Here is a 26,294-nt window from a genome sequence, read left to right as displayed (position 1 = left end):
GACAAAGATTTCTGTATAATACGATTTTGTGACCGTGGATCAAAGCCATGCGCCTGCTGCAAAAAGCCCTGACCTTCGACGACGTTCTGCTCGTCCCCGCTCATTCCCAGATTCTGCCGCGTGACGTCAGTCTCGCCACCCGTCTGAGTCGCAACATCACGCTCAACCTGCCGTTGTTGTCTGCCGCCATGGATACCGTGACGGAAGGACGCCTGGCCATTGCCTTGGCCCAGGAAGGTGGGATCGGCATCATTCACAAGAACCTGTCGGCGCGTGCCCAGGCGGCCGAGGTGGCCAAGGTGAAGCGCCACGAATCCGGCATCCTCAAGGATCCGATCACCGTGTTGCCGACCATGACGGTGCGCGATGTGGTGGAAATTACCCGGCAGCACAAGTTTTCCGGTATGCCGGTGGTTGATCGTGATGGCACGGTGGTGGGGATCGTCACCAACCGCGATTTGCGCTTCGAGACCAATCTCGATCAACCAGTGAAGGCCATCATGACACCCAAGAAGCGTCTGGTGACCGTCAAGGAAGGTGCGGCCATCGAAGAGGCCAAGGAACTGATCCGCATGCACCGCCTGGAACGGGTGCTGGTAGTTGATGACGAATTCAAACTGCGCGGCCTGATTACCGTCAAGGACATCCTCAAATCCACTGAGCATCCGCTGGCGAACAAGGATGCGAGCGGTTGTCTGCGCGCGGGTGCGGCAGTCGGTGTCGGTGCCGGCACCGAGGAACGGGTTGAACTGCTGGTGGAAGCGGGTGTGGACGTGGTGGTGGTGGATACCGCGCACGGCCACTCGCAAGGCGTGCTCGATCGCGTACGCTGGGTGAAGAAGAATTTTCCGCAAGTGGAAGTCATCGGCGGCAATATCGCTACCGCCGACGCGGCGCGGGCGCTGGTTGATTGCGGTGCCGATGGCGTCAAGGTCGGTATTGGCCCCGGGTCGATCTGCACCACCCGTATCGTGGCCGGTGTGGGTGTGCCGCAGATCACTGCCATCCATAACGTCTCCGAGGCACTCAAGGGGACGGGGGTGCCGATGATTGCCGACGGCGGCATCCGCTATTCCGGTGATATCGCCAAGGCGATTGCGGCGGGTGCCGACACCGTCATGCTGGGTGGTCTGCTGGCGGGTACCGAAGAAGCTCCGGGTGAAGTCGAGCTGTTCCAGGGACGTTCCTACAAGTCCTACCGTGGCATGGGCTCGCTGGGCGCCATGCAGGCGGGTTCGAGCGACCGCTATTTCCAGGAAAACAATGCCAACGTCGATAAATATGTGCCGGAAGGCATCGAAGGCCGGGTCCCTTACAAGGGGTCGGTGCTGGCGGTGATCCACCAGCTGATGGGCGGCGTGCGTTCTTCCATGGGCTACCTGGGCTGCGCCACCATCGCTGAAATGCACGAACGGGCTGGTTTCGTTGAGATCACCTCGGCGGGCATGCGTGAGTCGCATGTGCACGATGTGCAGATCACCAAGGAAGCGCCCAACTATCACCTCGGCTGAGGTGACTGATTCGCGAAGGCGGCTGGCAGGCCGCCTTTTTCATGCATGAATTTTTCTGCTTATCTCTCTCGATGACCATGTCCCACCAGAAAATCCTCATTCTCGATTTCGGTTCCCAGGTTACCCAGCTGATCGCCCGTCGCGTGCGCGAGGCCAAGGTGTTTTGCGAGATTCACCCCTACGACGTTTCGGATGATTTCATCCGCAGTTACGGCGCCCAGGGCATCATCCTGTCCGGCGGCCCAAGCTCTGTGACCGAGGGCGACACGCCGCGCGCGCCGAAGATCGTGTTCGAGCTGGGCATTCCGGTGCTCGGCATCTGCTACGGCATGCAGACCATGGCGCAGCAACTGGGCGGCAAGGTCATGACCGCCGAGGCGGCCGGCAAGGCGCGCGAATTCGGCTACTCGGAAGTGCGTGCGCACGGCCAGACGGCGCTGTTGAAGGATATTGCCGACTTCACCACGGCCGAAGGCCACGGCATGCTCAAGGTCTGGATGAGCCACGGCGATTCCGTGATGGAACTGCCGCCCGGCTTCAAGATCATGGCGTCTACGCCGTCCTGCCCGATTGCGGGCATGGCTGATGAGGCGCGCAAGTTCTATGCCGTCCAGTTCCATCCGGAAGTCACCCACACCGTGCAGGGACGGGCGCTCCTCGAACGTTTCGTGCATGGCATCTGCGGCTGCGGTACCGACTGGGTGATGGGCGACTACATCGCTGAAGCCGTCGAGGCGATCCGCGCCCAGGTCGGCAGCGATGATGTCATCCTCGGCCTGTCCGGCGGTGTTGATTCGAGCGTGGCCGCAGCGCTCATCCACCGCGCCATCGGTGACCAACTCACCTGCGTCTTCGTCGACCATGGCCTCCTGCGCCTCAACGAAGGTGACATGGTGATGGACATGTTCGCACGCAATCTTGGTGTCAAAGTCATTCGCGTCGATGCGGTGGATGATTTCATGGGCAAGCTGGCCGGCGTTTCCGATCCGGAACAGAAGCGCAAGATCATCGGCAAGGAATTCGTCGAAGTCTTCCAGGCCGAATCAAAGAAGCTGGTGTCGGCCAAATGGCTGGCCCAGGGCACGATTTATCCGGACGTGATTGAATCGGCCGGCAAGGGCAAGAAGGGCGCCCACACCATCAAGAGCCACCACAACGTCGGTGGCCTGCCGGAAGACATGCACCTGAAGCTGCTCGAACCGCTGCGCGAGCTGTTCAAGGACGAGGTCCGCGAACTCGGTGTCGCCCTCGGCCTGCCGCGCGAAATGGTCTATCGTCACCCGTTCCCCGGCCCCGGCCTGGGCGTGCGCATTCTCGGCGAGGTCACGCAGAAGGCCGCGCACCTGCTGCAACGCGCCGACGCCATTTTCATCGACGAACTGCGTGCCACCGTCGCCACCGAACGCGATGTTGCCGCCGGAGCCTGCACTGAAGCCGATATCGGCAAGACCTGGTACGACCTGACCAGCCAGGCCTTCGCCGTTTTCCTGCCGGTCAAGAGCGTCGGCGTGATGGGCGACGGCCGTACCTACGAGAACGTCGTCGCGCTACGCGCCGTCGTCACCAGCGACTTCATGACCGCCCACTGGGCGCACCTGCCGTATGAACTCCTCGGCCGGGTGTCGAACCGCATCATCAACGAAGTGCGCGGGCTGAACCGGGTGGTGTACGACGTTTCCGGCAAACCGCCGGCGACGATCGAGTGGGAATAAAGCAATATCGGTTCGCACCGTTTCAGAACGATTCAAAAATCCGATTTAGTTCAAGTAAATTAGCGGCCTATCTGTTCATATCTATTCAGGCCAATTCATAGGCGGTTTATTTGAGCGACGGTATTTAGGTCGGTAAATTTTCGGTGTCTCGAATCTGCCCGAGTCGATACCGTCAGGCCCTTCTGACGGTATCGAGAGGCAGCAGAAAGGAACCGATATGCTGACCGATACCCAACTCAGAAGCCTCAAGCCCCAGGGCAAGGCGTACAAAATCGCCGACGCCCTCGGCCTCTACGTTACCGTCGCCGCTTCCGGCACCAGGTCTTTCCGGTACGACTACCGCCTCGACGGTAAACGGGAAACTCTCACCATTGGCCGTTACGAGGAAGGCACGCCCAGCCGGGCAGCCGACGAACTCAACGGCCTGGACTTTGGCAACGTGCTGTCCTTGGCCGATGCTCGGGCGCTGCATGATCGCGCCCGGCGCATGGTCAAAGCCGGCGTCTCACCTTCAAAGGCGAAGATCGAGAAGCGCACCGGGGCCGCAGATGCGCAGACATTCGGCGCCTGGGCCGACAAATACTTCGAGTTCAAGGCCGACCCCAAGAGCGGGGGCGAGCAACTGGCCGACTCCACCCTGGCGCTGCGCAAGTCGATTTACCGGCGCCTGCTGGAAAAGCCCCTTGGCAAGAAGAACCTCGGCGACATCAAGCCGAAGGTGCTCACCGAGCTATTCGACAAGGCCAAGGCCGAACGGGGGCCGGGGCCGGCCGTCCATGCGCGGGAATTGGTGTTGCTGGTATATCGCTTCGCCATTGGCAAAGGCGTGGAAGTCACCAACCCGGTGGATTCGATTCAGCGTAAGACCATCGCCACCTTCCAACCGCGCGAGCGCAACCTTGACCGCAGGGAAATCAAGACGTTCTTTGACGCCTTGCAGCACACGGCCACGCTTCCCACGCTGCGCCTAGCGGTGAAATTCATGCTGCTGACCATGGTTCGCAAGGGCGAGTTCATCGGCGCCGCCTGGAAGGAAATTGATTGGGACCGCGCCACCTGGACGATACCGGCCGCACGGATGAAGGCGGACAGGGCGCACACGGTTTATCTCAGCGAGCAGGCACTCGACATCCTGACCACGTTCAAGGCGTGTTTTCCGTCGAGCCAATACCTGCACCCGAGCCGGTACGAATCCGACGAGACGATCAGTAACGCCACATTAAACCGGGTAATCGACGCTACGGTGGCACGCATCAACGAAGCACTGCCGGAAGGTGCCGAGCCGTTCGAGACTTTCAGCGTGCATGATCTGCGCCGTACCGCCTCAACCCGGCTTAACGAGGCGCTGTTCCCCGAGGCATTGGTCGAGGCGTGCCTTGCCCACCAGAAGAAGGATCAGGTGGCGGCCGCGTACAACCACGCCAAACTACCAGGGCCGCGCCGGGCGATCATGCAGGGGTGGGCCGATATGGTCGACTGCTGGCTGCGCGGTGAAAGCGCCAAGGAGGTTATTGCAGCCACGAAGGTTAGGATCGACGAAGCGGCCCACGACGATGCAGACATGGATCTTTGAAGCCTCCAGGGGCTGGCGGTCTGATCCCAATGGCGAAAGTTGTGCCGCTGAAAAAGACCGCTTGACGTGGTTCCATTTTTTGATACCATAAATCCATGAACGCCACGCACCGTAAAACCCTGATTGCCATCTTCACTGACCCGGTTTCCAAATCCCTTGAGTGGCGGCGCATTGAGGCGCTACTGGTGACGATTGGTTGCCAGGTAATCGAGGGCAACGGCTCGCGGGTGCGGTTCGAGAAGGACGGCATCATCGGCACCTTCCACCGCCCGCACCCAGCGAAGGAAGCGAAGCCCTATCAGGTGCGCGATGCGCGGCAATTTCTGGAGAATCTTGGAGTGAAACCATGAACACGATGACGCACAAGGGCTATGCGGCCCGCGTGGAATATAGCGAGGAAGACGGCTGCTTCGTTGGGCACATCGCCGGCATCCGTGACGTGATCGGCTTTCACGGCGAAAGCGTTGCAGAACTGCGATCTGCTTTCGTGGAAGCCGTCGATGACTACCTCGAAACCTGCAAGAAGCTGAACCAGGAACCGAACCATCCGTATTCCGGGCAGTTTCGCTTGCGGCTGTCGCCGGAGTTGCATGCCCGTGCCGCGATGGTGGCAGAGACGAAGGGCAAGAGCTTGAACACTTGGGTTTCTGACGCAATTGAAAGGAGTATCGCCGCCGCCTGACGGTTTCAGGCAAGCGGGCCGTGAAGGTGCGGGAACACCGACACGACCCTAACCACAATCGACTAAGTAGGAGTCAACGATGGCTAATGTGAATTCTAGCAGTGACCAACCCGTTGCAATGTTCAAGCCGTTTTCCTGGTTGAGCGCAGACGCGCAGTACCTCCCATTGGCAAGCTTTGCCGCAAAAACATTCGACATCGCCCAAGGCATCAGCCTGATCATGGAGATGATTGAAGATACCCAACTCTGTGAGGATGAAGAGGGCAGAAGCCCGATGCTCAGCGGAGGGCAGTGCGGGGTTCTTCAACGCATGGTAATTGCTACCGCCGACGCTCTTCAATCCGAAGCGCGTCACGCAATGGACTGGCTCGATGAATACGGGGTTAAGTACTACGCCCCCAAGCAGGCCACCCGGCGAGCCCCGAACCAAAATGACCGCGAGAATTCTGCAAGTACCCCTGCCACCATCGATCCCGCACTCGCCGTTCCCGACCATAAGCCGGTGACGGATGCCTTATGCAGGCTGGGCGCAGCCGTGGGGTGTGGCACCAAAGGACGCGAGGCGATTAAAGCGGTGCTTTTGCAATTTGGTGCCTCAAAGCTAGCGGACGTTCATCCCAGCAATTATGAAAAAGTGCTTGCCGCGTGTGCTGAGTACAGCACGGCAGCCGCCCACTAGAGAGCATATCCCCTGTGTTCCTCACCCCCGAAGAGCTTGTCGAACTGACCCACGCGAAGCGCCGAGACACGCAAATCCGCGCACTTCGCATGATGGGCATCGAGTTCAAGCTACGCCCCAATGGCACGCCAGCGGTGTTGCGCTCGCATGTCGAGAAGGTCTTCGGGGGCGTTCAGACAGAGAAGCCGGCCACACTGCCCGAGCGGTGGGAACCCAATTGGGCCGCGCTGGATGAAATCACCACCCGCACCCCTCGGAAGAAAAAGTGATGCTGCTCACCGCCCAAGAAGTCCGCGAACTTACCGGCATGCAGCGGCCGAGCGCCCAGGCACGCGCACTGCAAAGTATGGGAATCGAGTGCCGGCGACGGCCAGACGGTAGCGTGGTAGTCCTGCGAGCGGTGGTGGAGGCCATTCTTGGCGGTGGCATGGTTCAGCCCAAGGTCGAGGCAGAGATCCCCGAGCCACGACTTCGGCTGCGAAACGGGTAGGGGCTGCGCAATGCTTTCCATGCAGGAACTTCTACAACGAGCCCTTGGGGGCGATGCCACAGCCGCCGCCGAACTGTGGCGAGCCATTGCCGAGGGCAAAGCCGACGACGTCATTACGGCGGCCTGGGCGCGCGATGTTGCCAAGCATGTGGCCGCCAAGGTGCTGAACCCCGAAACCCCGGCAAACCGGCGCGCCGAGTTGGCGCGCGCGGCGCTGGGCCTGGAAGGGCGTGTCGACACCAACTGGCAGCTTCGGGAACTGGCGGAACGTCATCCTGACGTAACCGCCGCTGAGTTGGCCGTGGTTGCCGACTTGGTTGTGGATGTTGGCAAAGCCAAGCCTCACCAGATCAAGCGGAAAATCGAGTACATCCGCAGCAAGCGGAAATAGAGAGGCCGGGGCAATCCAGGCCTTTACGTCCAGGGAATGTGCAACAAATCCCCCGGACGACTTTGTTAGCGCGGTGGCTAACTATTCACGTCGTTCAATAACTATTCAGGAAACGACATGGAACACAAGAACCGCCGCACCCTGCGCCGCGCCCAGGTGATTCACAAAACCGGCCTTTCTCAGGCGTCAATTTTCCGCTTGGAAAGGGCCGGCGACTTTCCCCGCCACTTCCTGCTGACACCGCGTTGCGCCGTCTGGTTCGAGGATGAAATCGACGCATGGTTGGAAGATCGCCGAGCCAAGGCTATCGCCGCCGCCTCGGGGCCGGACATCCTGCTGCGCAAGTGGAATCCCGTGCGCCAGGTGGCAGCATGAGCCCATGGACACCAAGCAGTGTTGAGTTGCTGCGCTTCAATCCGGTGCAACTCGCTGCGCTTCTTCAATATCCGAACCTAGAAGCTTTCGAGGCCGCGCGACGCGATCATCTAATCCCCGCGCCTGACGGTGAAGCCTTCGGGGAACCGTACTGGAATCGGAGCACCGCTAGCGCCTTGAAACAGGCGCAGATTGATGCCATTCGCCAAGCGTGGGGGTATTCGAGCACAGGACCGGGAGGGAACGGGCGATGAATGCCGGGAAGGTAAGCAGTTTGGGCGTTGAGCGTGATTTGCGCCGAGGTTTCGAGGACAACCACGGGCGCGTGTGGGTGCGGTGCGCCCCCGGCGATAGTGGCGGAACGTGGTGGAATTTTAGCGATGGTCGACGTGTCCTGTGTAGGCTCAAATATCCCCACCAGTTCAATGGGGTGGAGCTTGCCGATGACGGAGCCGGCCATGGTTGATTCCCGCGAACAAATGAATCTGAATGTGTCGGCCGCGCTTCTGTTTGCCAGCGATGGCGATCAAGAGCAAACCCCGCCATCGCTGAACCTGCACTGACTTTGAGGCATTGGGCGGTCGGCGAACTGTGGTGCACGTACTCAAGCGACACGACGCGACACTGTGCGACAGAGCGCGACACCGCGCGCCATGCCCAAGGAGTGTGCAGTGAAACTAATCAACTATGAGGCGACCCGGCACAAGCTGGATGCCAACAAGCCACCATGCCGCAGAACCGTCGAGCGGATGGTGAAGCGTGGCGAGTTCGTTCAACCGGTGCGGATCACGCCACGGCGTGTGATGTTCATTGAATCTGAGGTCGACGCCTGGATCGAGAAACGCAAAGGGGGCAAGCAATGAACCGCCCTTTGTCGAACGCCGAAAAAGAAAACGCCCCGGCCGCAACTGCGAGCGAGGCGCACGAAGAAAACCATATGACGAACTGCGAGACTACCAAGACCGAAGGCGCGGGATGTGCATCGCTGCCCATCGAATTCAGCATCTTCCCGGACACCAGCGCCACTCAGGTAAAGCAGCACCGCGCAACCTGGGGCGAGATTGTAAAGGTTCTGCAATCACCAAACGCGCACCCGAGCAAGCACCAATGCCCGCTTATCAAGTTAGCGACCTTCGGCGATAAGCGAACAGACAAGGGAGCACTACGCCACGACGACAACTTGTTGTCCATCTATGGGGTAGAGGGCGACTACGACGGCGAAGAGGTCAGCGTCGAACGTGCCGGTGATATGTTGGCCATTCATGGGGTCGAGGCACTGATTTACACCAGCCCGAGACATACCGACGAGCGCCCGCGCTGGCGCGTCCTGGCGCCGCTTTCACAAGCCCATACGGCGGCCGACCGGCGCAGGATGGTAGCGATGCTGAATGATGCCGTGGGCGGCATCCTGTCGCGCGAGAGTTTCACCGCGAGCCAAACGTACTACTACGGCCGGGTGCAGGGAGTACCGTACCGCGTCCGGCACGTTCAGGGCGAGCCCGTCGACCTCAGCCTGGTACTGCGAGAAACATACCCTGCCGAGGAAAAACGGCCGGCCGCAAAGCCTACCGTAGATGCGGAAGACATCGACCTTGACCGCGAGGCAGCGCTGCAGGCTGTTACCGACGAAACCATCGAGCACCTGCGCTCAGCCCTGGGGATCAACCCGGCAACCGACGCGCCCTGGATTGACGCAAGCGATTACGTCGTTTGCGTCGCCGTGGGCGAAGCGCTCAAGAGCCTGGCCGAAGTCGGCCGCGAGGATGAAGCCCAATCCCTGTGGCTCAACTGGCTGGCCTTCGACGCCAGCTTCTTCAATGGCGATCAGGACATGGAAGCGAAGTGGCCGGGGTTCAACCCGAGCCGCACCGACTACCGTGCCGTGTTCGCCAAGGCCGAGCGCGGTGGCTGGTCAAATCCGTGGAAGAAACCGAAGGCGCCGACCGCTGCCGAGATCATCGAGAAACTGCGCAAGCTGGATGCCGACGACGTGCTCGCCACCTGGCTGGCGAATGCTGTGCAACTTGGAAAGGGTGCTGCGCATGAGGTCGTCGAGGAAGTCGCCCGGCTGACCGGCAAGGGCAAACGCATCCTCGGCGCCGAACTGGCCGAGGCCAGGGCCGAAGCTGCCCAGGAGCGCAAGCGCGAGCAAATGCGCGAGCGGGCAGGGAAGCGCCAGATCCTCTATTACAGGCCGGAAGACCGCACGAAGCAGGCCCAGGAGGTTGAGGCGGCTATTATCAAGGTGGCGAGGCCCGGCGAGTACATCGCCTTCGGCGGCCTGCTGTCACACGTCGCCCTCAAGCCGCTGCCCTACACGCACCTGATTGACGACGCGGAAGGTGTGGCGCCGCCAGTGCCTCAGATCGAGCCGCTGGGCAAGGTGGCAGTGCTGGGCATGGTCGAAAAGGTTGCGGCCTTTTGCGAGGTGCGCGACGGCGTGCCAGCCATCATTGCCGTGCCGGACAAGATCGTCGACATTCTCATCGACAAGGCAGAACACCGGGCGCCCCAGGTGAGCGGCCTGGTGACGCACCCCATTGTCTTGCGCACGGGCGAGATTCTGGCCGATGATGGCCTGCACGCCGGCACCGGGCTGTTCCTGTCCGGTGCTGCCGTGGCGGACGTGAAGCCGTACAGCCAGGACGAGGCACGGGCCGCACTGTTGCGGCTGCGCGCTGACTTCCTGGAAGGCTTTGAGTTCTACACCGACCTGGATACCGACGTGGCCGTCGCCGGCCTCTTTACCGGCGTGCAGCGCCGCGTGCTGGACATGGCGCCCGGCCTTGGCATTCTGGCGAGCACTCAGGCCAGCGGCAAAACGACACTTGCCCGGCGCATTCACGTGCTGCTGACCGGCCGCGACATGCCGGTTAGCACATTCCCCCAAGGCGACGAAGCCGAGGTGCAAAAACGCCTGCTGTCCCTGCTGCTGCGCTCGCCTGCCATGGTGTGCTTCGACAACATCACGGACGGCACGACGTTCCGGTCGGGCTCGATTGCGGCTGCGATGACCGGGCCGTCCATCGAGCAGCGCGTGCTGGGGCTGTCGCGGGATGCAAACTGCCTCACCAATGTGCTGTTCGTCATTACCGGTAACAACCTGGGGCTTGGGCCTGACGAGGTGACGCGCTGGATGGTGGCGCGCCTCGCGCCGGGCACGGCCCGCCCGGAAGAGCGGACATTCAAGCACCCGGATGTCGTCAGCCACGCCATGCGCATGCGCGCGGCTGTCCTGCGCGACGTGGTGGGAATCGTCGCCGGCTACCTGACCAGCGGCGCGGCCCTGGCTACCCGCAGCCGGTTCGCGCGGTGGGATCGCATGGTGCGGCAGCCGATGCTTTGGGCCGGGGCTTCGGACGTGGCCGACGTGTTCAGCCGAAATACCGAATCCGCCGAGCACGTGCTCGCGCTCGAAAGTCTGCTTACCGGCCTGGACATGGCCTTCGGTGGCAAGAAGTTCCTCGCCGCCGATGTCGTTGCCGTGATTCGCAGCGACTACGAGTTCGCGGTGGGCGAGGCGGTAGCCGTCGTCGCCAGGTTGGCGGCAGCCCTTGAGAACCTGCGCGTCAGGGACGTGCGCAGCACCCGGTCGGTGGGCAGGGCGCTGGCCGGGCTTGAAGGGCGTGTCGGATTCATCGGCCCGGACGATGCGCGGCGCGCGGTGCGGCTGCACAAGAGCACTTCACGCGGCGAATCTTTCTACTCGGTGGAGGACGCCGAGGCTTAAAGCCCGCCGCCGTTCGCTCGATGCGTTGAGCGGGCTGTGGTGGGTTTGGTGGATTTCCAAGGCTCTTTTCTACTCGCTACTTGGTAGAAACCATGAAATAGAAATTCAAGACCTTGGCCCGTCATCGTAGGGAAATTGTCCCGAATAATCCACCAAACCCACCACGCAAGGCTATGTGGAGGCGGCGAACAGGTAACAAACTGCACGAATGGGGCAGAAGGGTGGAAATGCGGTGGTGCGCGTGAGCGCATATCCGCAATAAATTGCAGATAGCCCAGCCGCCGAATCCGTCGAATTTCCCCGATTCATTCCATAGCGAATCATCAACGGCAATCCGCAAGCCCTGACGTATGGGCTTTTCGGGCTTTGCTCGTGACGCGATACCGCCGCATTTACCGCCATCACCTGCCCGGTGCCCGTACTTCGAGCCACGAAGAGCATGGTGCACGTACCGATTTGGGGTGCGCGTACCGTGCGACATGACAAACACAGTCACCCCACGACAACCCTGGACAAATCACGACATGCCCAAGCTGATAACCCTTGAGGAAGCCGCCGACCGGATAGGCGTTTCGCGCCGGACGGTGGGGCGCTACATCGAGCAGGGGCAGTTTGTCGCCCTCTACGAGTTGCCCGGCGGCCACTTGCGCTGTGATGAGTGCGACCTCAACGAGTGGCTGGGGGCACGTCGTACTGACAGCCAACAGAAGGAAGCACCACAAACCGCTCAAGGACAACAGGAGCAATAGCCATGCGGCACAACCTCATGAACGCCCCGGCACCGCGGCACGCCAGCACCGCCGAGAAGCGACTGGTGGCGCGCTACCTTGCCCGGCGGCCGGGCCTTCGGCAGGCGATGAAGAACGCCCCGCCGCTCCCGCTGGCGTGGTGGGGCTTGCTGCGCCAGGCCGAGGTCAACGCCGGCATCTTCCACCGCCCGCCGTTGCGGGCAGTTTGAGGGGGAGACTATGAGTGGACTAGGACTTGGCGGCCTGTTCCTGCAAATCGGCGGGGCGGCATCTTCGGCGATTGGCAGCTACTACAGCGCGGCCACGCAAAAAATCAACCTGAAAACCCAGGCCAACCTCGCCGACATCAACGCGAAGATTGCCGAACTCGGCGCGCAGTCGGCCCTATTGCAGGGCCAGCAGCAGGTCGGCGCCCTCACGCTCAACGCCGGACGCTTGAAGAGCCGGCAGCGGGCCGCGCTTGCGGCGAATGGGGTGGATTTGGGCGTCGGCAGTGCTGCCGAGATTCAGGCGTCGACCGACATCATGAAAACGATTGACGCCAACACCCTGGAAGCCAACGCCGTGCGCACTGCATGGGGGATGCGCACCCAGGCCACCAACTACCAGAACGAAGCCCTGGCTGCACGCGCCACGGCCGGCGCAATCAGCCCCGGCATGTCGGCGTTTTCCTCGCTGCTGGGCAGCGCGGGCAGCGTGGCGAGTTCCTGGTACCAGTACAGCAAGGAGAAATGACCGTGCGAACTATCGGCGTTTCGGCTGCTGGGCGTCCTGTCGGCGAGTTCGTGCCGGCTGCGAAGCTGACGTTTGCGAAGGTGGAGGAAATGCGCCGCCTGCACATCGAGGGCGGCCTCACCTATACCGAAATCGGCAAGCGCTTCGGCGTGCATAGAAAGACAGCATCGAGCGCCATCAGGGGGCAAACCTGGGCGGTGCCCATCGCCCGGATGATGCAGCAACTGGACGCCGAGGACGTGGCCCAGCTATCTGCTGGCGAAGGGAAAACACTACTCGCCAAGAAGGCCTGCGCCACCATCGGGTCGGCCTATAGCGCTATGCAGAAGGCCGGGATTGCCTGGGACGGCAACCGGCGCAAGGAGAAGCGCACGCATTGCAAGCGAGGCCACGCGCTCGACGGCGCCAACCTGATGGTGAGAAAGAACGGCACCCAGGCGTGCAAGGAGTGCATGCGGGCCAGGGGGCGAGAGTGGGCGAGGAAGCACCGTGCAGCGAACTGTAGCCATCAATGACGCCGGCCTTCGCATCGGAGAAGAGCATCCGAACGCCAAGCTGACCGATGCCGAGGTCGAACGCATCCGCGACCTGCACGAGTTTGACGGCATGACCTACAAAGCACTGGCCGAAAAGTTCGAGGTGTCGAAGTGGTGCATTGGACGGATTTGCCGATATGAGCGCCGCGCGCAACGCCCGACCAACTGGAAAACGATAGAGGAATAAACAAATGCCCACCGTACCGACCTACGATAACTTCCAGGCCACGCCCAACACCTTGCCGCAGGCCCGCATCGGCATGCCGGAAATGCCCGACGTGGCAGGCCAGCAGGCGCAGCAAATGGGCCGGGGTATGTCCAACCTTGGGCAGCACCTCACGGCCATCGCCACCGACATGCAGCGCGAAGCCAACGCCACCGTCGCCAAGGACATCGACACCCAGGTCACGGCGTCCTACAGCGAGGCGCTGTACAACCCGGAAAGCGGCTACATGGTGCAGCAGGGCAAGAACGCGGTGCTGGGCTTCGAGCAGACCGTCCAGGGCTTGCAGGACATCCGCCGCAAGGCCCTGGACGGCATCCAAAGCCCGGCCGTGCGCCAGATGGTCGAGCCGGTACTCAACACCCGCATGCAGCACGCCCTCGATGCCGTGGCCCGGCATTCCGGGCAGGAAAGCCGGAAGTATCAGATCCAGACCGCCGACTCGCGCGCCACCGTGAGCCTGCAAGATGCCGCGATGAACTACGCCGACGACAGCCGCTTCGCCCAGGCCGTTGCCGTGGCCCGCGAGGAAACCGCCACGCTGGCCCGCCTCAATGGCTGGGACGAGGCGACGGCGCAGTTGCAGGCGACCAAGTACCAGGACCACGGCTTCAAGATGCGATATGAAGCCTGGCGCATTACCGACCCGGCCGCCGCCTTCGCGCACTTCCGCCGCAATGCCGAGCAAATCAGCCCGCTGGCGCGCGAACAGATCGGCAGTCAGTTGTTCCATGCCGCCGCGCCGGTACTGGCTGCGCAGTACAACGCGGCCGGTGGTTCCGGCGTGGTGCCTTCGGCGCAAGGTGTTGCCGACCCCACGGCGCCCCGTGGTGTAAGAAACAATAATCCTGGTAACATCATGAAGGGCGGCGACAACTGGCAGGGCGAGGTGCAGGGCAACGACCCGCGCTATGCGACTTTCGCCACGCCCGAGGCCGGCATCCGTGCCATGGGCAAAACCTTGCTGACCTATCAGGAGAAGCACGGCCTCAACAGCGTGGAGGCCATCATTGCCCGGTGGGCGCCGGCCACCGAGAACAACACGGCGGCCTATGTCGCCACCGTGGCGAAGGAAATGGGCGTGAAGCCCGACGCCGCGCTCAACCTGCGCGACGGCGACACGCTCGCCAAACTGACCCGCGCCATGATTCGCGTCGAGAACGGCAATCAGCCGTACTCCGACCAGCAGATCGCCGCGGGCCTGGCCGCAGCGACCAAGGGCTCCCCGCTGCCCAAGGCGTCGGCCAGTGCCCAGGGCGACCCCACGGCCCCGACCGGCTACCCCGACCTCGATACGCTGCCGGCCGACTGGCGCCTGCATGTGTTGCAGCTTGCCCGCTCGCAAGCCCACCAGCAGATGAGCGAGGCGCGCGAATCGCTGCGCGGCCGGGTGCAGGACGCAACGGCGGCCTACCTGTCCAACGGATTCGCGCCGGATGCGCCGAACGAGGGCGAATTTATCCAGGCCTACGGGCAGGCCGAGGGCGTCAAGCGCTACGGCGAGTTCCAGGGCGTCGCCAAGCTGGGCCAAACCCTGCAACAGGTCAAGACGCTGCCCACGGCGGCCCTGGTCGATATGGTGAAAACCGCCAAGCCCACGCCGGGCGATGGTTTCGCCGTGCGCCAGCAGAACTACGAAAAGCTGGTCGAGGCAATTGGCCAGGTGCAGAAGGTGCGCGCTGATGACCCGGTGGCCTATGCCATCCAGACCGGCAGTTATGGCGTGCGCCCGATTGAGCGCTTCAACGACCCGAAAGGCTTTGTTCCCGAACTGAGCCGCCGGGCGGGGGTGGCGCGCCAAATGGCGACCGATTACAGCACACCGTTGCAGGTCATGACCAAGCCCGAGGCCGACGCCTTCGCCGAATACATTTCAAGCCTGCAAGCGCCCGACAAGGCGCGCGTGCTGGGGCAGGTATTCACCGCAACAGGCGCCGCCGGCATTCAGTCCATTTCCACGCAGTTGAAGGACAAACACCAAAGTGTTGCCATCGCCGGGATGCTGACGAGTTTCAACACGACGGCCGGCAATAGCGCGGCACTGCTGTACCTGCAAGGCCGGGAAGCTATCGAGCAGAAGCGCGCGAAGATCGACGAAACCGCCGAGATCGGCACCAAGGCCGAGATATACAAAGCCATTGACGGCGTGTATCAGACCCCGCAGGGGCGCGATGCAGCCGCCGAGGCCGCCTTCGGCATCTATGCCAAGTTCAAAGCCGATGGTGGCGGCGATATTGCCCAGGCTGTGCGCATTGCTACCGGCGGCATCATGGAACACAACGGTAGCAAGATCGCCAAGCCATACGGCTGGCAGGACAGCCAGTTCCGCGACGCCTTGCGCAATCGGGTTTCTGTCGCGCTGGCAGCGCAAGGCGGCGAATACCTGGTCGGCGGCAACCGCGTGAGTGCGGCCGATTTCAGCAAGATGCTGCCCGGCGCCCGTCTGCAAACCTACGGGCAGGGCTCTTACCTGGTCATGGCCGGCAACGACGTGGTGCGCACCCATGACGGCGCGCCGTTCATTCTCAAGGTGGGCGAATAATGTTCGACGAACTCTTCCCCAAGGAGCGGGCAACATCGCTGTCCCAATCGGTGCAGCGCCCTTATCAAGCGCCCGAAGCCCCCGGTACATTCAGCGGGGTGGGCGGTGCGATTGCTGACGCCTTTCCCCACGCGGCCTACACCGCCGGGAGCGCCTGGGCCGCCGTTCTCGATGCCTACGGCAAGGCGGCAGCGTATCGGGATGCCCCCACGGTGGCGATGATCCACGGGCAACCAATGCCTGACATGGACAAACTCAAGCGGGAAACCATCGACCAGATGGGCAACAGCGAGGTGGCGCGCCAATTCCGCGAGCGTGCCCAGGACTATCTGCCCGACCCGGCATCGGTGGGCATGGCCGGCCAGATTACCCACGGGGTGCTTTCTTCCCTGACCAAGGCCGGCGCCTATGCGGTGGCTGGTGGCCCGGCAGCGCCTGTGCTCTTCGGTGCGGACTTGGGTATCAACCGTGCCCAGGAGTTGAGCGACAAGGGCGTCGACGGTGGCACCGCCGCCCTAGCTGGCGCCGTGACCGGTGTAACCGGTGCCGTGGGCATGCGCCTGCCGGCGGCGATGGGTTCCACCCGGCTGCAAAGCGCTGCAATCGGCGCCGCCGTGAATCCGGCGTTGAACGTGGTCGAGATTGGCGGGATTCACACCCTGCTGGAAGCTGCCGACTACGAGGGCATCGCGGCGCAGTATCAACCGTTCGACCCGGTGAATCTGGCCGTGGCCACCGTGACTGGCGCCGCCTTCGGTGCCGCCTTCCACCGTGGCAAGCCTGCCACCGCGCCACGGCTGACCCCTGACGAGCACGCGGCCGCACTGACCATGCACGAGGCGCGCGTCCGTGATGCCGACGCACTGGTACGCCCTGGCGACATCGAGGCGGCCAATGCTGCACGCGAGGCGCAGATCACCGCGCGAAATCAGCTTGATGCAGGCGAGCCGGTGAGCGTGGCGCATCGTGTCCCTGCTGATCCTGAACAGATTACCGGCGCGCTTCGGCGCGTGGCAGATGGACCGGTCAATGAAGTGCTGGCCGAGGGCATGCCAAACAAGGCGCCGGAAGTCGGCCCCCTGGCGCCCGAGGTGCCGCTGCAGGCGGTTCAACAAGCCGACACCGCGCCGAAGGCCACCACCAATCCAGTGGAGCGCCTGGTCGAGACTGTGACGCGCATGTTCTCTTCGGACGATGCGCCGGCCGACCAAGGGCGAAAAGCCGAAACGCCCGAGCAGGCGCGCGCCTTCGAGATTGCCACGCGCGACCCCGAGACCGTGGTGCGCAACGACGAGGGCGTCGACGTGCGCGTGGCTGACCTGCTGGCTTCCGTGGATGACCTGGAAGCCCGCGCCCGTACCGATTCCAAGGCGTTTGACGCCGCCGTTGACTGTGCTGTGAGGTTCCCCCGATGAGAGACGAATGCATCCAGGCCGTTGCCCAAGCTATCGGCCGCAGTATCACCCAGGCCGAAGCGCAAGGCATCGAGGCGCGCATCCTGGACCAGATGAAGCAACTGGCCCGGAAAGACCCCCAGGCATGGCAACAGATGAGCCGAGAGGCCCGGCTGCGCGCAGCGGCCGCCGAAGCTGGCAAGAGCGTCCTGGCGACCGCCTCGAAGCAGAAGCAGCGCGTCGCCCTGACGATCATTGCCCACGACCGCGTGATGAATCGCTACGCGGCCTTGCGTGCCGAGGGCCACAAGCCGTTCAACGCGGTGGCCCGCATCCTGGACGATGCCGGCCGCTTTGCCCGTGGGGTTTCCAACGAGTATTTTCCCGGGCTGATGGACACCTTCAACGCCGTGTCCCCGCGCTTTCTCGGCATGGTGGAGGACGCACGGCAGGCGGCCGACCTGGTGCGGGAGATTTTCGGCGAGGCCACCGGCAACGCCATGGCCGCCAAGGGCGCACGCTCCTGGCTGGATACCGTCGAAACCATGCGCCAGCGCTTCAACGCTTCCGGCGGTGACGTGGCAAAGCTGGACTACGGCTACTTGCCCCAGCCGCACGACGACGTGCGCGTTGCCCGTGCGGGGCAGTCCAAGTGGGTGGAGGACATCCTGCCCCTGCTGGATCGCGCCCGCTACGTCGATGAGAACGGCGCGCGCCTGGACGACGCCCAACTGGCCGACATGCTGGGCAAGGCATGGGAAACCATTGCCACCGGGGGCTTGAACAAGTTGGAGCCCGGCAAGTCGCAGGGCCACGGTATGCGCGCCAACCGGGGCGGCGAGCACCGCGTGATTCACTTCAAAGACGCGGCCAGTTATCTGGAATACGCGAAGAACTACAACCGGGGCGGGGTGCTGTCGGCCATGCAGGGCCACGTGTCCCGCCTCGCCAACGACATTGCCCTGGTTGAGGAATTCGGCCCCAATCCCGAGGTGCAATTCCGTTTCCTTCACGACACGGCGCGCAAGACCGGCGAGGCCGATCTTGTCGGCCCGTACCTGGTGCGCACCACTGAAATGTGGGACGTGCTGACCGGCAAGGCCGGGCAGGCGGTGAACGTGCGCCTCGCCGAAATTGCCCAGGGTGCCCGGAATATCGAGGTTTTCGGCAAGCTGGGCAGCGCCTTCATTTCCAGCATTACCGATGTGCCGACCTACTTTGTGACGACTGGCTTCAACCGGCTGGGGATGATCGACGCCACCCTCAACCTCGTGCGCTCTTTCGGCAAGGACACCACGGACTACGCCAACCGCGCCGGCCTGGTGGCGGAATCCATCATCAGCGACATGAACCGATGGGCCGAGGGCAACATCGGGAAAGGCTGGACGGCCAAGCTCGCCAACGCCACCATGAAGGCCAGCTTGCTGGAAGCCTGGACGGACGCCATGCGGCGCGGCTTCTCCGTCACGATGATGGGCGCCTTGGGCAAGATCACCCGCGCCGGTTGGGGCGCACTCGATGCTGGCGACCGGCTGCGCCTGGAACGCAAGGGTGTGAGCGAGACAGACTTCAAGGTGTGGCAACTCGCCTCCCCGGAAAACTGGCGCGGTAGCCAGATGCTGACGCTGCAAGCGGTGCGCGGAATCGACGAGGCGAAGCTGCAGGCGGCAGGGCTGACCGTGCGCGACCAGAACCGGGCGGTGGCCCGCCTGCTGGGCGCAATCGCCGACGAATCCGAATTCGCTTCGGTGGGGCAAGACCTGAACACCCGCGCGGCGATTTCCCGAGGAACACAGAAAGGCACCATTACGGGCGAGTTCCTGCGCTCCCTGGCGCTCTTCAAGGGCTTTCCGCTGGCGATGATTTCCCGGCATTGGGGCCGCGCTGCCGAGCAGTGGCGACGCGGCGACAAAGCCTCGTCGGTAGCCTATGGCGCCGCCCTGGCAACCGGGCTCACAACCTTTGGCGCGATTGCGATACAACTGAAAGACCTGATTAACGGCAAAGACCCCCGCGACATGACCACGGCCAAGTTTTGGGGCGCAGCATTCGCCCAGGGCGGTGGCGTCGGTATCTTCGGCGATGTTCTCTACACCGGCATGGGCGGCCAGAACCGGGCAGGGCTTCCGAACTGGATGAACCTAGCCGGCCCGGTCATTGGCAGCGCCTTCGAGGCCGCTGACCTGACCTTCGGCAACATCGGCCAGGCTGCGCGCGGCGAGGATACGCACGTCGGCGCCGAGGCCCTGCGCTTCGCGCGCTCGCACGCCCCCTTCGTCAATCTCTGGTACGCCAAGGGCGCACTGGATCACGCCGGGCTGCAAGACTTGCAGGAATACCTCTCACCGGGCTACCTGCAACGGATGCGCGAGCGCGCCCACAAGGATTGGGGGCAAGACTTCTGGTGGCGACCCGGCGAAGGTTTGCCGGACAGGGCGCCGGATTTGGCAAACGCTGCCGGACGATGATGGGCGAGGCATGACCCTAACCAAAATCGAAATTTTGCACTGCAACGCTCACGGCCACCCGGTCGGCCTGTCAAACACGATGGCGCGACATGGCGACGAGGTAGTGGCGAAGGCACGCGAGCTTTACGCCGATGGCCTCAGCTACAAGGCTGTAGGCAAAGCGCTGGGCATCCCCTGGCCCACCATCCAATCATGGGTTGGCAAGAGCGGCAACCAGCGCCGTAACGTACCGGCGGTACGCATCACGGCACGCCGACAGAAGGAGAAGAAAAGAACATGACCGAAGTTCTACCCCCCGACCGCGAAGACAGCGGCCGCTTTGTATCCGGCCATTCGGTGAAATCGCCAGGGCGGCCAAAAGGCCCGAGTGCAGCCGAACAAGTGCGCACGCTCATTGAACCGCACAAGGCTGAAATCATCGCCAAGGCGGTGGAACTCGCGAAGCTGGGCGACGCCGCCAGCATCAAGCTGTGCCTTGAACGTTTGGCGCCAGTCCCTCGGCCCGAAGACGAAAAGGTGGTGGTGCCGGGACTGACCGAGGCCCCAACGCTTCAAGCCAAGGCCACGGCGATCTTAGCAGCGGTGGCACATGGGCAGATCAGCGCTGCCGCAGGTGACAAGCTGCTGCGAATGCTCGATACCTATGGCAAGTGCGTGGTACTCGACGAGCACGAGCGCCGCCTGCTGGCAATTGAAGGAAAAGCGCGGCCGGCCCCCCTACTATGTACCGACGTTGAGGACTTACTATGACGATCAGCGCTTTTGCACGCCGACTTGAGAAGATCGAGGCGGCGCAAGCGGTTGCCGGTGACATTCGCCATGACATCCTTGCAGCCAGGCAACAGCAACCGAAGCCAAGCCACACGCGCGCCGAGTTGAAGGTGTTGGCCGATACTCCCGGCATGATTGGGCGTATCGCGCGGGGCTGGTTGCGCATCGGCTTTGCTCTCGATCAACGCGACGGGGTGAAGGCAGCCCCCGAAATCAACCCCGATACCGTGTTGCAGGGGATGGCCGGGTACTTCTACGACAAGCCGCTGGCCTTCGTCTTGTTTGCCTATGAATGGGATGAAGACCGCTCACTGCATGTCGTGAAACTACCCCAGGAATACCGGCTTACCTACGAGAGCGAAAACGGCCCCGATGCTTGGGCATGCGAACTGATGGCGGACATTGGGGCGCAGGTGACGGGGCGAGGGTTTGACGGCCGCAACGCGGTGGATGCTATCCGCGCCGCCATCAGTTCAGGCCATGGCATCGGCAAGAGCGCAATTACGGCATGGCTCGTGAATTGGATCATGAGCACCCGGCCGAACGCTCGCGGCGTGGTGACGGCCAACACGGCGCCGCAGTTGGAGTCCAAGACCTGGGCGGAAATTGGCAAGTGGACAAAACGCTGCATCTTCGGCGCATGGTTCGACGTGACCACGGGAAAAGGCTCGATGCGTATGACCATGCGCGAGTACCCGGAAGCGTGGCGCTGCGATGCCCAGACCTGCCGGGAAGAGAATAGCGAATCGTTTGCCGGCCTGCACGCGGCCGACTCGACCGCCTTCTATATCTTCGACGAGGCGAGCGCGATTCCTGCCAAGATTTGGGAGGTTGCCGAGGGTGGCATGACGGACGGCTCGCCCATGTGGTTCGCTTTCGGAAACCCGACGCGAACCGGCACCAAGTTCTTCGAGTGCTTCAACGGACAGCGGCATCGTTGGAGTACCCGCCAGATTGACAGCCGCTCGTGTCAGATCACCAACAAAAAACAAATCGATGAGTGGATAGCCGACTACGGCATCGCCTCGGATTTCGTCAAAGTGCGCGTCCTGGGCGAGTTCCCGAGCGCTTCCAGTTTGCAGTTCATCAGCCGCGAACTGGTCAATGATGCCCAGGCCCGCGAAGTAGCTGACCAAGGCTTGGAGGTGGCCGTGGTGGGGGTTGATCCTGCGCGCTTTGGTGACGATAGCAGCGTCATCTGGACGCGCATCGGGCGCGATGCTCGCAGTTTTGCACCAGTTCGATTGAGAGGCGCCGACACCATGACGCTGGCGGCCAGAGTTGCCGAGCACGTCAATAGCCTGCGTATCTCGGGGCGGCCAGTCATCATCAATGTGGATGGTGGCGGGGTAGGGGGCGGAGTCATCGACCGGCTGCGCTCGGTGGGCTATGACGTGAATGAAGTGCAGTTCGGCGGCCGCGCCATCGACCCACGCAAATGGGCGAATCGCCGTGCGGAGATTTGGGGCGCCCTGCGGGAATGGCTCGCGGGCGGTGCCATTCCGAAGGACGAGATCCTGGCTACTGACCTCACCAGCGTGGAATATGGCTATAACGCCGCCGACGCAATTCTCTTGGAAAAGAAGGAGAGCATGAAGGCTCGCGGCCTGGCTTCACCGGACTCTGCTGATGCTTTGGCAATTACCTTTGCCGTGCCTGTGCCGGTGGGTGTGCGCGACGGCATGCAAAGGGATAATCGGCGTCAACAGGCAGAATACGACCCCTATGCCGCATTGAACCGGGGCCACGACCCCGTTTCCTTGTCCCAGCGAATCTAGACTTCGCTCGATTGGGGTGCTGGCCTTAGATGGCCTGGAAGCTGGTTGCAGGCAAGCAAGTAGGCCCGTGCCAGCGTAGCCCGCGTGTTTGGATCGTAGAGGGTGAAATCGGCCACGTGCTCGGCTTCGCCTGCGAGGGCTGAATGCCACGGCGAGCCATTGCAGACAATTACCGGCTCTTCTATCTCGTCGAACTGATCCGCTGTGATGTCCACAACGAGTGAGCCACGTTGCAGCCAGGCGTGTGAGCCATCGCCGCGCCGGCCGAGCATGTAGTCGAATTGGCCGTGACCATGTTCTTCCAGGAACTTGGCGAGTAGTAGGGCTGTATCACCGCACGCACCGTGCGGAAAGGCTTGGAGCGTGACCGGAAAGCGCGAGCGGTCGGCGCTTTCCAGTGCCGCCCGGAATGCCGAGGCGAGTTCTTTGAGTTCGTTCAACAAGGTGATAGCCAGGGTGAAGCGGCGCGGCCACGAGGATAGACATTGAAACCGCCTTGCGGGCCGGGATGGCAAACTCGCCCGGCCGCCGCTTGGGCGATCATAGGCTGCCACGCTACGCAAGTCCAATACCGTCAGGCGGGCGCTCGTTACCGTCGCCATATTGGCGAAGCCTCGGGCTTTTTACCGTCTGCGTGCCTCCTGGCGAGCCTTGAGCGTGCGGAACAATGCAAAGTACAATGCACGCCTCGGTGGGGCAGGATACGAGCCGCCTTTTTGGCCCCGACAATTTGACGGTATAGGAGGGGTTAAACGTGTCGTACAAACACCATCGGAAGCCTTGCGTAGCAACGCTTTTTACTTCCTCATTGACAATTGAGTGGGAATGATCCCAAGCCCTTCGGCAGCTATCGGTTGCCAACGGAAACTCCGCATTCAGTAGATTGGTCAGTGCCGCGACGTTGCCGGCAGCCAAAAGCAACGGCAGGACTTGGGTGTCCACCAAATGTTTGATCCGTTCACTCTGGATGCCCAGTCGTGCCATTTCGGTCGCTCCGTGTCTTCTTGGTCAAATTCTCTAATAACGGAATCGAGCATTGGGCTGGACCGTGGCCACGTTTTATAACTGTGTTCGGCACGATAACTTTAGATTTGTTACCGTGCGCCAATATGTGCGGGTCGGCGGTTGCGATCATGGCGCTGGTCCGGTAGCAGGATGGGCGTTACTTTAATGCCGCTAGGCTGAACGCTGACTGAACGCCGCCCGGAGGTGCGGATGGCGGCTGGGGTGTGCGTGCAGCTAGGGCCGTACCGTGCACAACCCTTTGAGGGTGACACTGAAACCGCCGCCGGGCGGGGATTCAGCAACCAGGTGGGCGCCGTGTAATTCAGCAATTCGGGCGACGATGGCCAGGCCCAGACCATTGCCATTGCCTGCAGCCTGGCCGGCACGGAAAAACCGCTCACCCAGGCGGGGCAGTGCCGCGGGGGGGACTCCGGGGCCGTCATCGCTGACGCACAGGTCGCTGCCGGCGTCAGTCTGGTTCAGACTGATCTGGATCGTGCTGCTGGCCGGGGTGTAGCGCACCGCGTTGTCGATCAGATTACGCAGTGCGATGTCGAGCAGGTCGCCATCACCGCTGATCGGTTGCGCGTTTGGGGGAATGTGTGTCAGGAAGCGCTGGGAGGCGTTTGGGTGTGACTGGCGGATGGCATTCAGGCACGCATTGAACAAGTCCTCGGAGCGGATCGCGTGCGTTTCCGGTGGGCTATGCAGGGGGTCGAGGCGGGCCAGGCGTAGCAGTTGTTCGATCAGGTGCCCGGCACGGTCGACGCCGCCGGCAATCTGCTGCAATGCGTGCTCGCGCATGGCCTGATCGTGGCTCAACAGGGCCACCTGTGCCTGTACCTTGAGCGCGGCGAGCGGTGTGCGCAGTTCGTGCGCCGCGTCGGCAGTGAATTGGCGTTCGTTGTCCAGTGTGCGGGCAACCCGGGCAAACAGTCGGTTGATCGCCACCACCAGAGGGCGGGCTTCCGAGGGCACCTGGCGTGCGGGCAGGGCTGCCAGGTTGTCCGGCGAACGGGCGGCCACTTCGTCGGCCAGCTGCTCGAGCGGCCGTAAGGCGCGGCTGATCGACAGATAAATCAAAAGAATCAGCACCGGAATGATCGACAGCAAAGGCAGTACCGTCTGTACGGCAACTTCCAGCGCCGCACGGTCGCGCAGGCTGATGGCCTGGGCCACCTGGATGCGGTAGCGGCCGTCGTCGGAGAGGGTATTGAGGACGCGCCAGGCGGCATTGTGGCGGATGATGTCGCTGTAGCCGGTAATGCCGAGAATCGGTAGTTCCGGTGCGTCGGGCGAGCGGGCGAGAACGGTGCCGTCAGCATGGCCGAGCTGGAACTCAAGTGGCGGCTCGTAGATGTTGTCGGCACCGCGCACGGTCGCCAGCCGGGGGGCTAGTTCAGCAAGGTCGCCCTCGTTGTCCTGGGTGATCGCCAGCAACAGGCGGGCAGTTTGCGCCAGACTGCCATCCATCAATTCTTCCGCTTCGTGCTGCGCCTTGGTGTAACTGAACCAGCCGGTGAGCAGCCAGAGCAGGAGGACGGCGGCACAGATGGCGACGAGCAGGCGCCAGCGCAGCGATTCGATCCGCACTCCGGCAGACGCTTTCATGCGTCGCGATCCGCCAGCTGGTAGCCCAGGCCGCGCACCGTTCGGATGAAATCGCTGCCGAATTTCCGGCGCAGGTGGTGGATGTAGACTTCGACCGTATTGCTGCCGGTTTCATCGCCCCAGGCGTACAGGCTTTCTTCCAGCTGGCTGCGGCTTCTGATGTGTCCGGGCTGGCGCATGAAGGCATGCAGGAGGGCGTATTCGCGGGCCGAGAGCGGAACTTCCTGGCCGAGAAAACTGACCCGCTTGCTGGCCGGGTCAAGTTGCACGCCCCGGTGTTCGAGTACCGGCTGTGCCTTGCCGCCGGCGCGGCGGAGCAGGGCGCGGATACGTGCCTGCAGTTCGCCCAGGTCGAAAGGTTTGCTCAAGTAATCGTCGGCGCCGTGGTCGAGGCCGGTGATCTTGTCTGCCGCCGTGTCGCGGGCGGTCAGCAGCAGGACCGGGGTCTGGTCGCCACCTGCGCGCATTTCGCGCAGGACGCTCAGCCCGTCCTTGCCGGGCAAACCGAGATCGAGAATACAGGCGGCGTAGCTGTGATCTGCCAGCGCCAGCAAGGCCATCTTGCCGTCCTGTACCCAGTCAACCGCATAGGAGGCGAGCATCAGCCCGGCACGGATGCCGTCGCCAAGCATGGCGTCATCTTCAACCAGCAAAAGTCTCACTTAGCGTGCTTCTCCGGCAGTCTTTGCAAGCAACGCCCGGATCTCCTGGCGCCGTCCTTGATCGGCCAATTCCCGCCCGGGGCGTGGGGGCGCGGCAAGTGCTTTCTCCAGGTAGCGGCGACCTTCGGCCACCCTGTCCTGAGCAATCAGATACTCGCCGTAAAAGAAATTCGGGTCAATCCCGTCGGGATTGATGGCCAGCGATTTTCTGAACAGCGCTTCCGCCTTTTCTTTGTCGCCAAACCCGACCGGCCAGCGCGGCACCTTGGCGTAGAGCGTGGCCAGGCTGGTGTAAGCCGAGCCTTTGAGCGATTTTTCGTCGAGTTTCAGGCTTTCTTCCAGCAGTGTCCTGGCGTCCTTGGCCAGTGACAGGCCTCCCAGCCCGCCACGGACGCCAGCCTCACTGGAAACAACGATGGCTTCCCAGACCAGTGCGGCCGCCAGATTGGGATTGTTCTTGCTGATTTGATGGGCCTGGGCGGCAAGTTCGCGATAGAGCTCGGCCTGTTGTTTTTCCGGTGTCTTGTACTTGATTTCCGCCCAGCGGTCCTGGACCGGACGGATCAGGTCGTCCTCGGGGGCTGCGTGGAGCAGTGTCGCGCCGCCAAGGGCGATAACGAACAACAGGGATTTCAGGTGAAACATGGTGCGTCTCCTAAGGTGCGGATTCGGGTGTG

At 62.6% G+C, this 26,294-nt stretch carries 29 protein-coding genes; 24 read left to right on the top strand and 5 right to left on the bottom strand.

All coding sequences use genetic code 11. The features are described from left to right. The first annotated feature begins 47 nt into the window (after window positions 1–47). The 24 genes from guaB to JYJ39_RS06985 all read left to right on the top strand — a co-directional run bounded on the left by guaB (window position 48) and on the right by JYJ39_RS06985 (window position 22,339). Window positions 48–1,511, top strand: a complete 1,464-nt coding sequence (gene guaB, locus JYJ39_RS07100) for an IMP dehydrogenase (RefSeq protein ID WP_205203193.1) — start codon at window positions 48–50, stop codon at window positions 1,509–1,511. 77 nt (window positions 1,512–1,588) lie between these two features. After that, window positions 1,589–3,223: a glutamine-hydrolyzing GMP synthase gene (gene guaA, locus JYJ39_RS07095; protein WP_240189579.1), complete on the top strand. Its 1,635-nt coding sequence runs from the start codon at window positions 1,589–1,591 to the stop codon at window positions 3,221–3,223. Window positions 3,224–3,440: 217 nt separating this feature from the next. Further along, a complete protein-coding gene (locus tag JYJ39_RS07090) occupies window positions 3,441–4,796 on the top strand; it encodes a tyrosine-type recombinase/integrase (protein ID WP_205203191.1) in 1,356 nt (451 codons plus the stop codon). Between the two features lie 95 nt (window positions 4,797–4,891). Then, a complete protein-coding gene (locus JYJ39_RS07085) occupies window positions 4,892–5,146 on the top strand; it encodes a type II toxin-antitoxin system HicA family toxin (RefSeq protein ID WP_205203189.1) in 255 nt (84 codons plus the stop codon). Continuing rightward, a complete protein-coding gene (locus JYJ39_RS07080; protein ID WP_205203187.1) occupies window positions 5,143–5,478 on the top strand; it encodes a type II toxin-antitoxin system HicB family antitoxin in 336 nt (111 codons plus the stop codon). The genes JYJ39_RS07085 and JYJ39_RS07080 overlap by 4 nt, the downstream gene beginning before the upstream one ends. A 79-nt stretch (window positions 5,479–5,557) precedes the next feature. After that, the gene (locus JYJ39_RS07075) at window positions 5,558–6,157 is read left to right on the top strand and encodes a hypothetical protein (RefSeq protein WP_205203185.1); all 600 of its coding nucleotides are present in this window, start codon (window positions 5,558–5,560) and stop codon (window positions 6,155–6,157) included. A gap of 14 nt (window positions 6,158–6,171) precedes the next feature. Then, window positions 6,172–6,426: a DUF4224 domain-containing protein gene (locus JYJ39_RS07070; RefSeq protein ID WP_205203184.1), complete on the top strand. Its 255-nt coding sequence runs from the start codon at window positions 6,172–6,174 to the stop codon at window positions 6,424–6,426. Next, complete coding sequence (locus tag JYJ39_RS14185) at window positions 6,426–6,647, top strand: DUF4224 domain-containing protein (protein ID WP_205203183.1); 222 nt, start codon at window positions 6,426–6,428, stop codon at window positions 6,645–6,647. The genes JYJ39_RS07070 and JYJ39_RS14185 overlap by 1 nt, the downstream gene beginning before the upstream one ends. A 19-nt stretch (window positions 6,648–6,666) precedes the next feature. Next, a complete protein-coding gene (locus JYJ39_RS07060; RefSeq protein ID WP_205203182.1) occupies window positions 6,667–7,038 on the top strand; it encodes a hypothetical protein in 372 nt (123 codons plus the stop codon). A 117-nt stretch (window positions 7,039–7,155) separates the two neighbouring features. Further along, entirely contained in the window at window positions 7,156–7,413 is a 258-nt protein-coding gene (locus JYJ39_RS07055; RefSeq protein WP_205203181.1) for a helix-turn-helix transcriptional regulator, read from the top strand. Between the two features lie 380 nt (window positions 7,414–7,793). Continuing rightward, complete coding sequence (locus tag JYJ39_RS07050; protein ID WP_205203179.1) at window positions 7,794–7,976, top strand: hypothetical protein; 183 nt, start codon at window positions 7,794–7,796, stop codon at window positions 7,974–7,976. Window positions 7,977–8,084: 108 nt separating this feature from the next. Continuing rightward, window positions 8,085–8,276, top strand: coding sequence for a helix-turn-helix transcriptional regulator (locus tag JYJ39_RS07045; protein WP_205203178.1), 192 nt, complete (start codon window positions 8,085–8,087; stop codon window positions 8,274–8,276). Further along, window positions 8,273–11,143 carry a hypothetical protein gene (locus tag JYJ39_RS07040; protein WP_205203177.1) on the top strand — a complete coding sequence of 957 codons (2,871 nt, stop codon included), beginning with the start codon at window positions 8,273–8,275 and terminating at the stop codon, window positions 11,141–11,143. The genes JYJ39_RS07045 and JYJ39_RS07040 overlap by 4 nt, the downstream gene beginning before the upstream one ends. Before the next feature lie 524 nt (window positions 11,144–11,667). Further along, window positions 11,668–11,892 (top strand): helix-turn-helix transcriptional regulator, encoded by a 225-nt coding sequence (locus tag JYJ39_RS07035; RefSeq protein WP_205203176.1) that lies wholly within the window; start codon window positions 11,668–11,670, stop codon window positions 11,890–11,892. Window positions 11,893–11,894: 2 nt separating this feature from the next. Continuing rightward, window positions 11,895–12,101: a hypothetical protein gene (locus JYJ39_RS07030; protein WP_205203175.1), complete on the top strand. Its 207-nt coding sequence runs from the start codon at window positions 11,895–11,897 to the stop codon at window positions 12,099–12,101. A 10-nt stretch (window positions 12,102–12,111) separates the two neighbouring features. Continuing rightward, window positions 12,112–12,627, top strand: coding sequence for a virion core protein, T7 gp14 family (locus JYJ39_RS07025; RefSeq protein WP_205203174.1), 516 nt, complete (start codon window positions 12,112–12,114; stop codon window positions 12,625–12,627). Then, window positions 12,624–13,142 (top strand): hypothetical protein, encoded by a 519-nt coding sequence (locus JYJ39_RS07020; RefSeq protein ID WP_205203173.1) that lies wholly within the window; start codon window positions 12,624–12,626, stop codon window positions 13,140–13,142. Before JYJ39_RS07025 ends, JYJ39_RS07020 begins: the two co-directional genes overlap by 4 nt. Continuing rightward, entirely contained in the window at window positions 13,117–13,350 is a 234-nt protein-coding gene (locus JYJ39_RS07015) for a hypothetical protein (protein ID WP_205203172.1), read from the top strand. Before JYJ39_RS07020 ends, JYJ39_RS07015 begins: the two co-directional genes overlap by 26 nt. Before the next feature lie 4 nt (window positions 13,351–13,354). Next, window positions 13,355–15,928 carry a hypothetical protein gene (locus JYJ39_RS07010; protein WP_205203171.1) on the top strand — a complete coding sequence of 858 codons (2,574 nt, stop codon included), beginning with the start codon at window positions 13,355–13,357 and terminating at the stop codon, window positions 15,926–15,928. Next, complete coding sequence (locus JYJ39_RS07005) at window positions 15,928–17,343, top strand: hypothetical protein (RefSeq protein WP_205203170.1); 1,416 nt, start codon at window positions 15,928–15,930, stop codon at window positions 17,341–17,343. The genes JYJ39_RS07010 and JYJ39_RS07005 overlap by 1 nt, the downstream gene beginning before the upstream one ends. Continuing rightward, window positions 17,340–19,790, top strand: a complete 2,451-nt coding sequence (locus tag JYJ39_RS07000; RefSeq protein ID WP_205203168.1) for a hypothetical protein — start codon at window positions 17,340–17,342, stop codon at window positions 19,788–19,790. The genes JYJ39_RS07005 and JYJ39_RS07000 overlap by 4 nt, the downstream gene beginning before the upstream one ends. Before the next feature lie 10 nt (window positions 19,791–19,800). Next, window positions 19,801–20,070, top strand: coding sequence for a hypothetical protein (locus JYJ39_RS06995; protein ID WP_205203167.1), 270 nt, complete (start codon window positions 19,801–19,803; stop codon window positions 20,068–20,070). Then, window positions 20,067–20,540: a hypothetical protein gene (locus JYJ39_RS06990; protein WP_205203166.1), complete on the top strand. Its 474-nt coding sequence runs from the start codon at window positions 20,067–20,069 to the stop codon at window positions 20,538–20,540. Before JYJ39_RS06995 ends, JYJ39_RS06990 begins: the two co-directional genes overlap by 4 nt. After that, window positions 20,537–22,339, top strand: a complete 1,803-nt coding sequence (locus tag JYJ39_RS06985; protein ID WP_205203165.1) for a hypothetical protein — start codon at window positions 20,537–20,539, stop codon at window positions 22,337–22,339. Before JYJ39_RS06990 ends, JYJ39_RS06985 begins: the two co-directional genes overlap by 4 nt. Here the strand turns inward: JYJ39_RS06985 and JYJ39_RS06980 are convergent. The 5 genes from JYJ39_RS06980 to JYJ39_RS06960 all read right to left on the bottom strand — a co-directional run bounded on the left by JYJ39_RS06980 (window position 22,336) and on the right by JYJ39_RS06960 (window position 26,262). Then, window positions 22,336–22,782: a hypothetical protein gene (locus JYJ39_RS06980; RefSeq protein ID WP_205203164.1), complete on the bottom strand. Its 447-nt coding sequence runs from the start codon at window positions 22,780–22,782 to the stop codon at window positions 22,336–22,338. The two genes, JYJ39_RS06985 and JYJ39_RS06980, sit on opposite strands and share 4 nt — an antisense overlap. 112 nt (window positions 22,783–22,894) lie before the next feature. Further along, window positions 22,895–23,323 carry a hypothetical protein gene (locus JYJ39_RS06975; RefSeq protein WP_205203163.1) on the bottom strand — a complete coding sequence of 143 codons (429 nt, stop codon included), beginning with the start codon at window positions 23,321–23,323 and terminating at the stop codon, window positions 22,895–22,897. Window positions 23,324–23,578: 255 nt separating this feature from the next. Then, window positions 23,579–24,955 carry an ATP-binding protein gene (locus JYJ39_RS06970; RefSeq protein ID WP_205203162.1) on the bottom strand — a complete coding sequence of 459 codons (1,377 nt, stop codon included), beginning with the start codon at window positions 24,953–24,955 and terminating at the stop codon, window positions 23,579–23,581. Next, window positions 24,952–25,617, bottom strand: coding sequence for a response regulator transcription factor (locus tag JYJ39_RS06965; RefSeq protein ID WP_205203161.1), 666 nt, complete (start codon window positions 25,615–25,617; stop codon window positions 24,952–24,954). The genes JYJ39_RS06970 and JYJ39_RS06965 overlap by 4 nt, the downstream gene beginning before the upstream one ends. Continuing rightward, the gene (locus tag JYJ39_RS06960) at window positions 25,618–26,262 is read right to left on the bottom strand and encodes a TRAP transporter TatT component family protein (protein ID WP_205203160.1); all 645 of its coding nucleotides are present in this window, start codon (window positions 26,260–26,262) and stop codon (window positions 25,618–25,620) included. Window positions 26,263–26,294 lie beyond the last annotated feature (32 nt).

It is taken from the genome of Azonexus hydrophilus (genome assembly GCF_905120355.1).
GTDB lineage: Bacteria > Pseudomonadota > Gammaproteobacteria > Burkholderiales > Rhodocyclaceae > Azonexus.
Note: the sequence above shows the minus strand (reverse complement) of the source record. Positions and strands in the feature narration are given on the sequence as shown.

What these genes read in the sequence shown, in the direction of transcription:
- guaB (WP_205203193.1), top strand. Translation starts at nt 48, where the DNA reads ATGCGCCTGCTGCAAAAAGCCCTGACCTTCGACGACGTTCTGCTCGTC.
- guaA (WP_240189579.1), top strand. Translation starts at nt 1,589, where the DNA reads ATGTCCCACCAGAAAATCCTCATTCTCGATTTCGGTTCCCAGGTTACC.
- JYJ39_RS07090 (WP_205203191.1), top strand. Translation starts at nt 3,441, where the DNA reads ATGCTGACCGATACCCAACTCAGAAGCCTCAAGCCCCAGGGCAAGGCG.
- JYJ39_RS07085 (WP_205203189.1), top strand. Translation starts at nt 4,892, where the DNA reads ATGAACGCCACGCACCGTAAAACCCTGATTGCCATCTTCACTGACCCG.
- JYJ39_RS07080 (WP_205203187.1), top strand. Translation starts at nt 5,143, where the DNA reads ATGAACACGATGACGCACAAGGGCTATGCGGCCCGCGTGGAATATAGC.
- JYJ39_RS07075 (WP_205203185.1), top strand. Translation starts at nt 5,558, where the DNA reads ATGGCTAATGTGAATTCTAGCAGTGACCAACCCGTTGCAATGTTCAAG.
- JYJ39_RS14185 (WP_205203183.1), top strand. Translation starts at nt 6,426, where the DNA reads ATGCTGCTCACCGCCCAAGAAGTCCGCGAACTTACCGGCATGCAGCGG.
- JYJ39_RS07060 (WP_205203182.1), top strand. Translation starts at nt 6,667, where the DNA reads ATGCAGGAACTTCTACAACGAGCCCTTGGGGGCGATGCCACAGCCGCC.
- JYJ39_RS07055 (WP_205203181.1), top strand. Translation starts at nt 7,156, where the DNA reads ATGGAACACAAGAACCGCCGCACCCTGCGCCGCGCCCAGGTGATTCAC.
- JYJ39_RS07050 (WP_205203179.1), top strand. Translation starts at nt 7,794, where the DNA reads ATGGTCGACGTGTCCTGTGTAGGCTCAAATATCCCCACCAGTTCAATG.
- JYJ39_RS07040 (WP_205203177.1), top strand. Translation starts at nt 8,273, where the DNA reads ATGAACCGCCCTTTGTCGAACGCCGAAAAAGAAAACGCCCCGGCCGCA.
- JYJ39_RS07035 (WP_205203176.1), top strand. Translation starts at nt 11,668, where the DNA reads ATGCCCAAGCTGATAACCCTTGAGGAAGCCGCCGACCGGATAGGCGTT.
- JYJ39_RS07030 (WP_205203175.1), top strand. Translation starts at nt 11,895, where the DNA reads ATGCGGCACAACCTCATGAACGCCCCGGCACCGCGGCACGCCAGCACC.
- JYJ39_RS07025 (WP_205203174.1), top strand. Translation starts at nt 12,112, where the DNA reads ATGAGTGGACTAGGACTTGGCGGCCTGTTCCTGCAAATCGGCGGGGCG.
- JYJ39_RS07020 (WP_205203173.1), top strand. Translation starts at nt 12,624, where the DNA reads ATGACCGTGCGAACTATCGGCGTTTCGGCTGCTGGGCGTCCTGTCGGC.
- JYJ39_RS07010 (WP_205203171.1), top strand. Translation starts at nt 13,355, where the DNA reads ATGCCCACCGTACCGACCTACGATAACTTCCAGGCCACGCCCAACACC.
- JYJ39_RS07005 (WP_205203170.1), top strand. Translation starts at nt 15,928, where the DNA reads ATGTTCGACGAACTCTTCCCCAAGGAGCGGGCAACATCGCTGTCCCAA.
- JYJ39_RS07000 (WP_205203168.1), top strand. Translation starts at nt 17,340, where the DNA reads ATGAGAGACGAATGCATCCAGGCCGTTGCCCAAGCTATCGGCCGCAGT.
- JYJ39_RS06995 (WP_205203167.1), top strand. Translation starts at nt 19,801, where the DNA reads ATGACCCTAACCAAAATCGAAATTTTGCACTGCAACGCTCACGGCCAC.
- JYJ39_RS06990 (WP_205203166.1), top strand. Translation starts at nt 20,067, where the DNA reads ATGACCGAAGTTCTACCCCCCGACCGCGAAGACAGCGGCCGCTTTGTA.
- JYJ39_RS06985 (WP_205203165.1), top strand. Translation starts at nt 20,537, where the DNA reads ATGACGATCAGCGCTTTTGCACGCCGACTTGAGAAGATCGAGGCGGCG.
- JYJ39_RS06975 (WP_205203163.1), bottom strand. Translation starts at nt 23,323, where the DNA reads ATGGCACGACTGGGCATCCAGAGTGAACGGATCAAACATTTGGTGGAC.
- JYJ39_RS06970 (WP_205203162.1), bottom strand. Translation starts at nt 24,955, where the DNA reads ATGAAAGCGTCTGCCGGAGTGCGGATCGAATCGCTGCGCTGGCGCCTG.
- JYJ39_RS06960 (WP_205203160.1), bottom strand. Translation starts at nt 26,262, where the DNA reads ATGTTTCACCTGAAATCCCTGTTGTTCGTTATCGCCCTTGGCGGCGCG.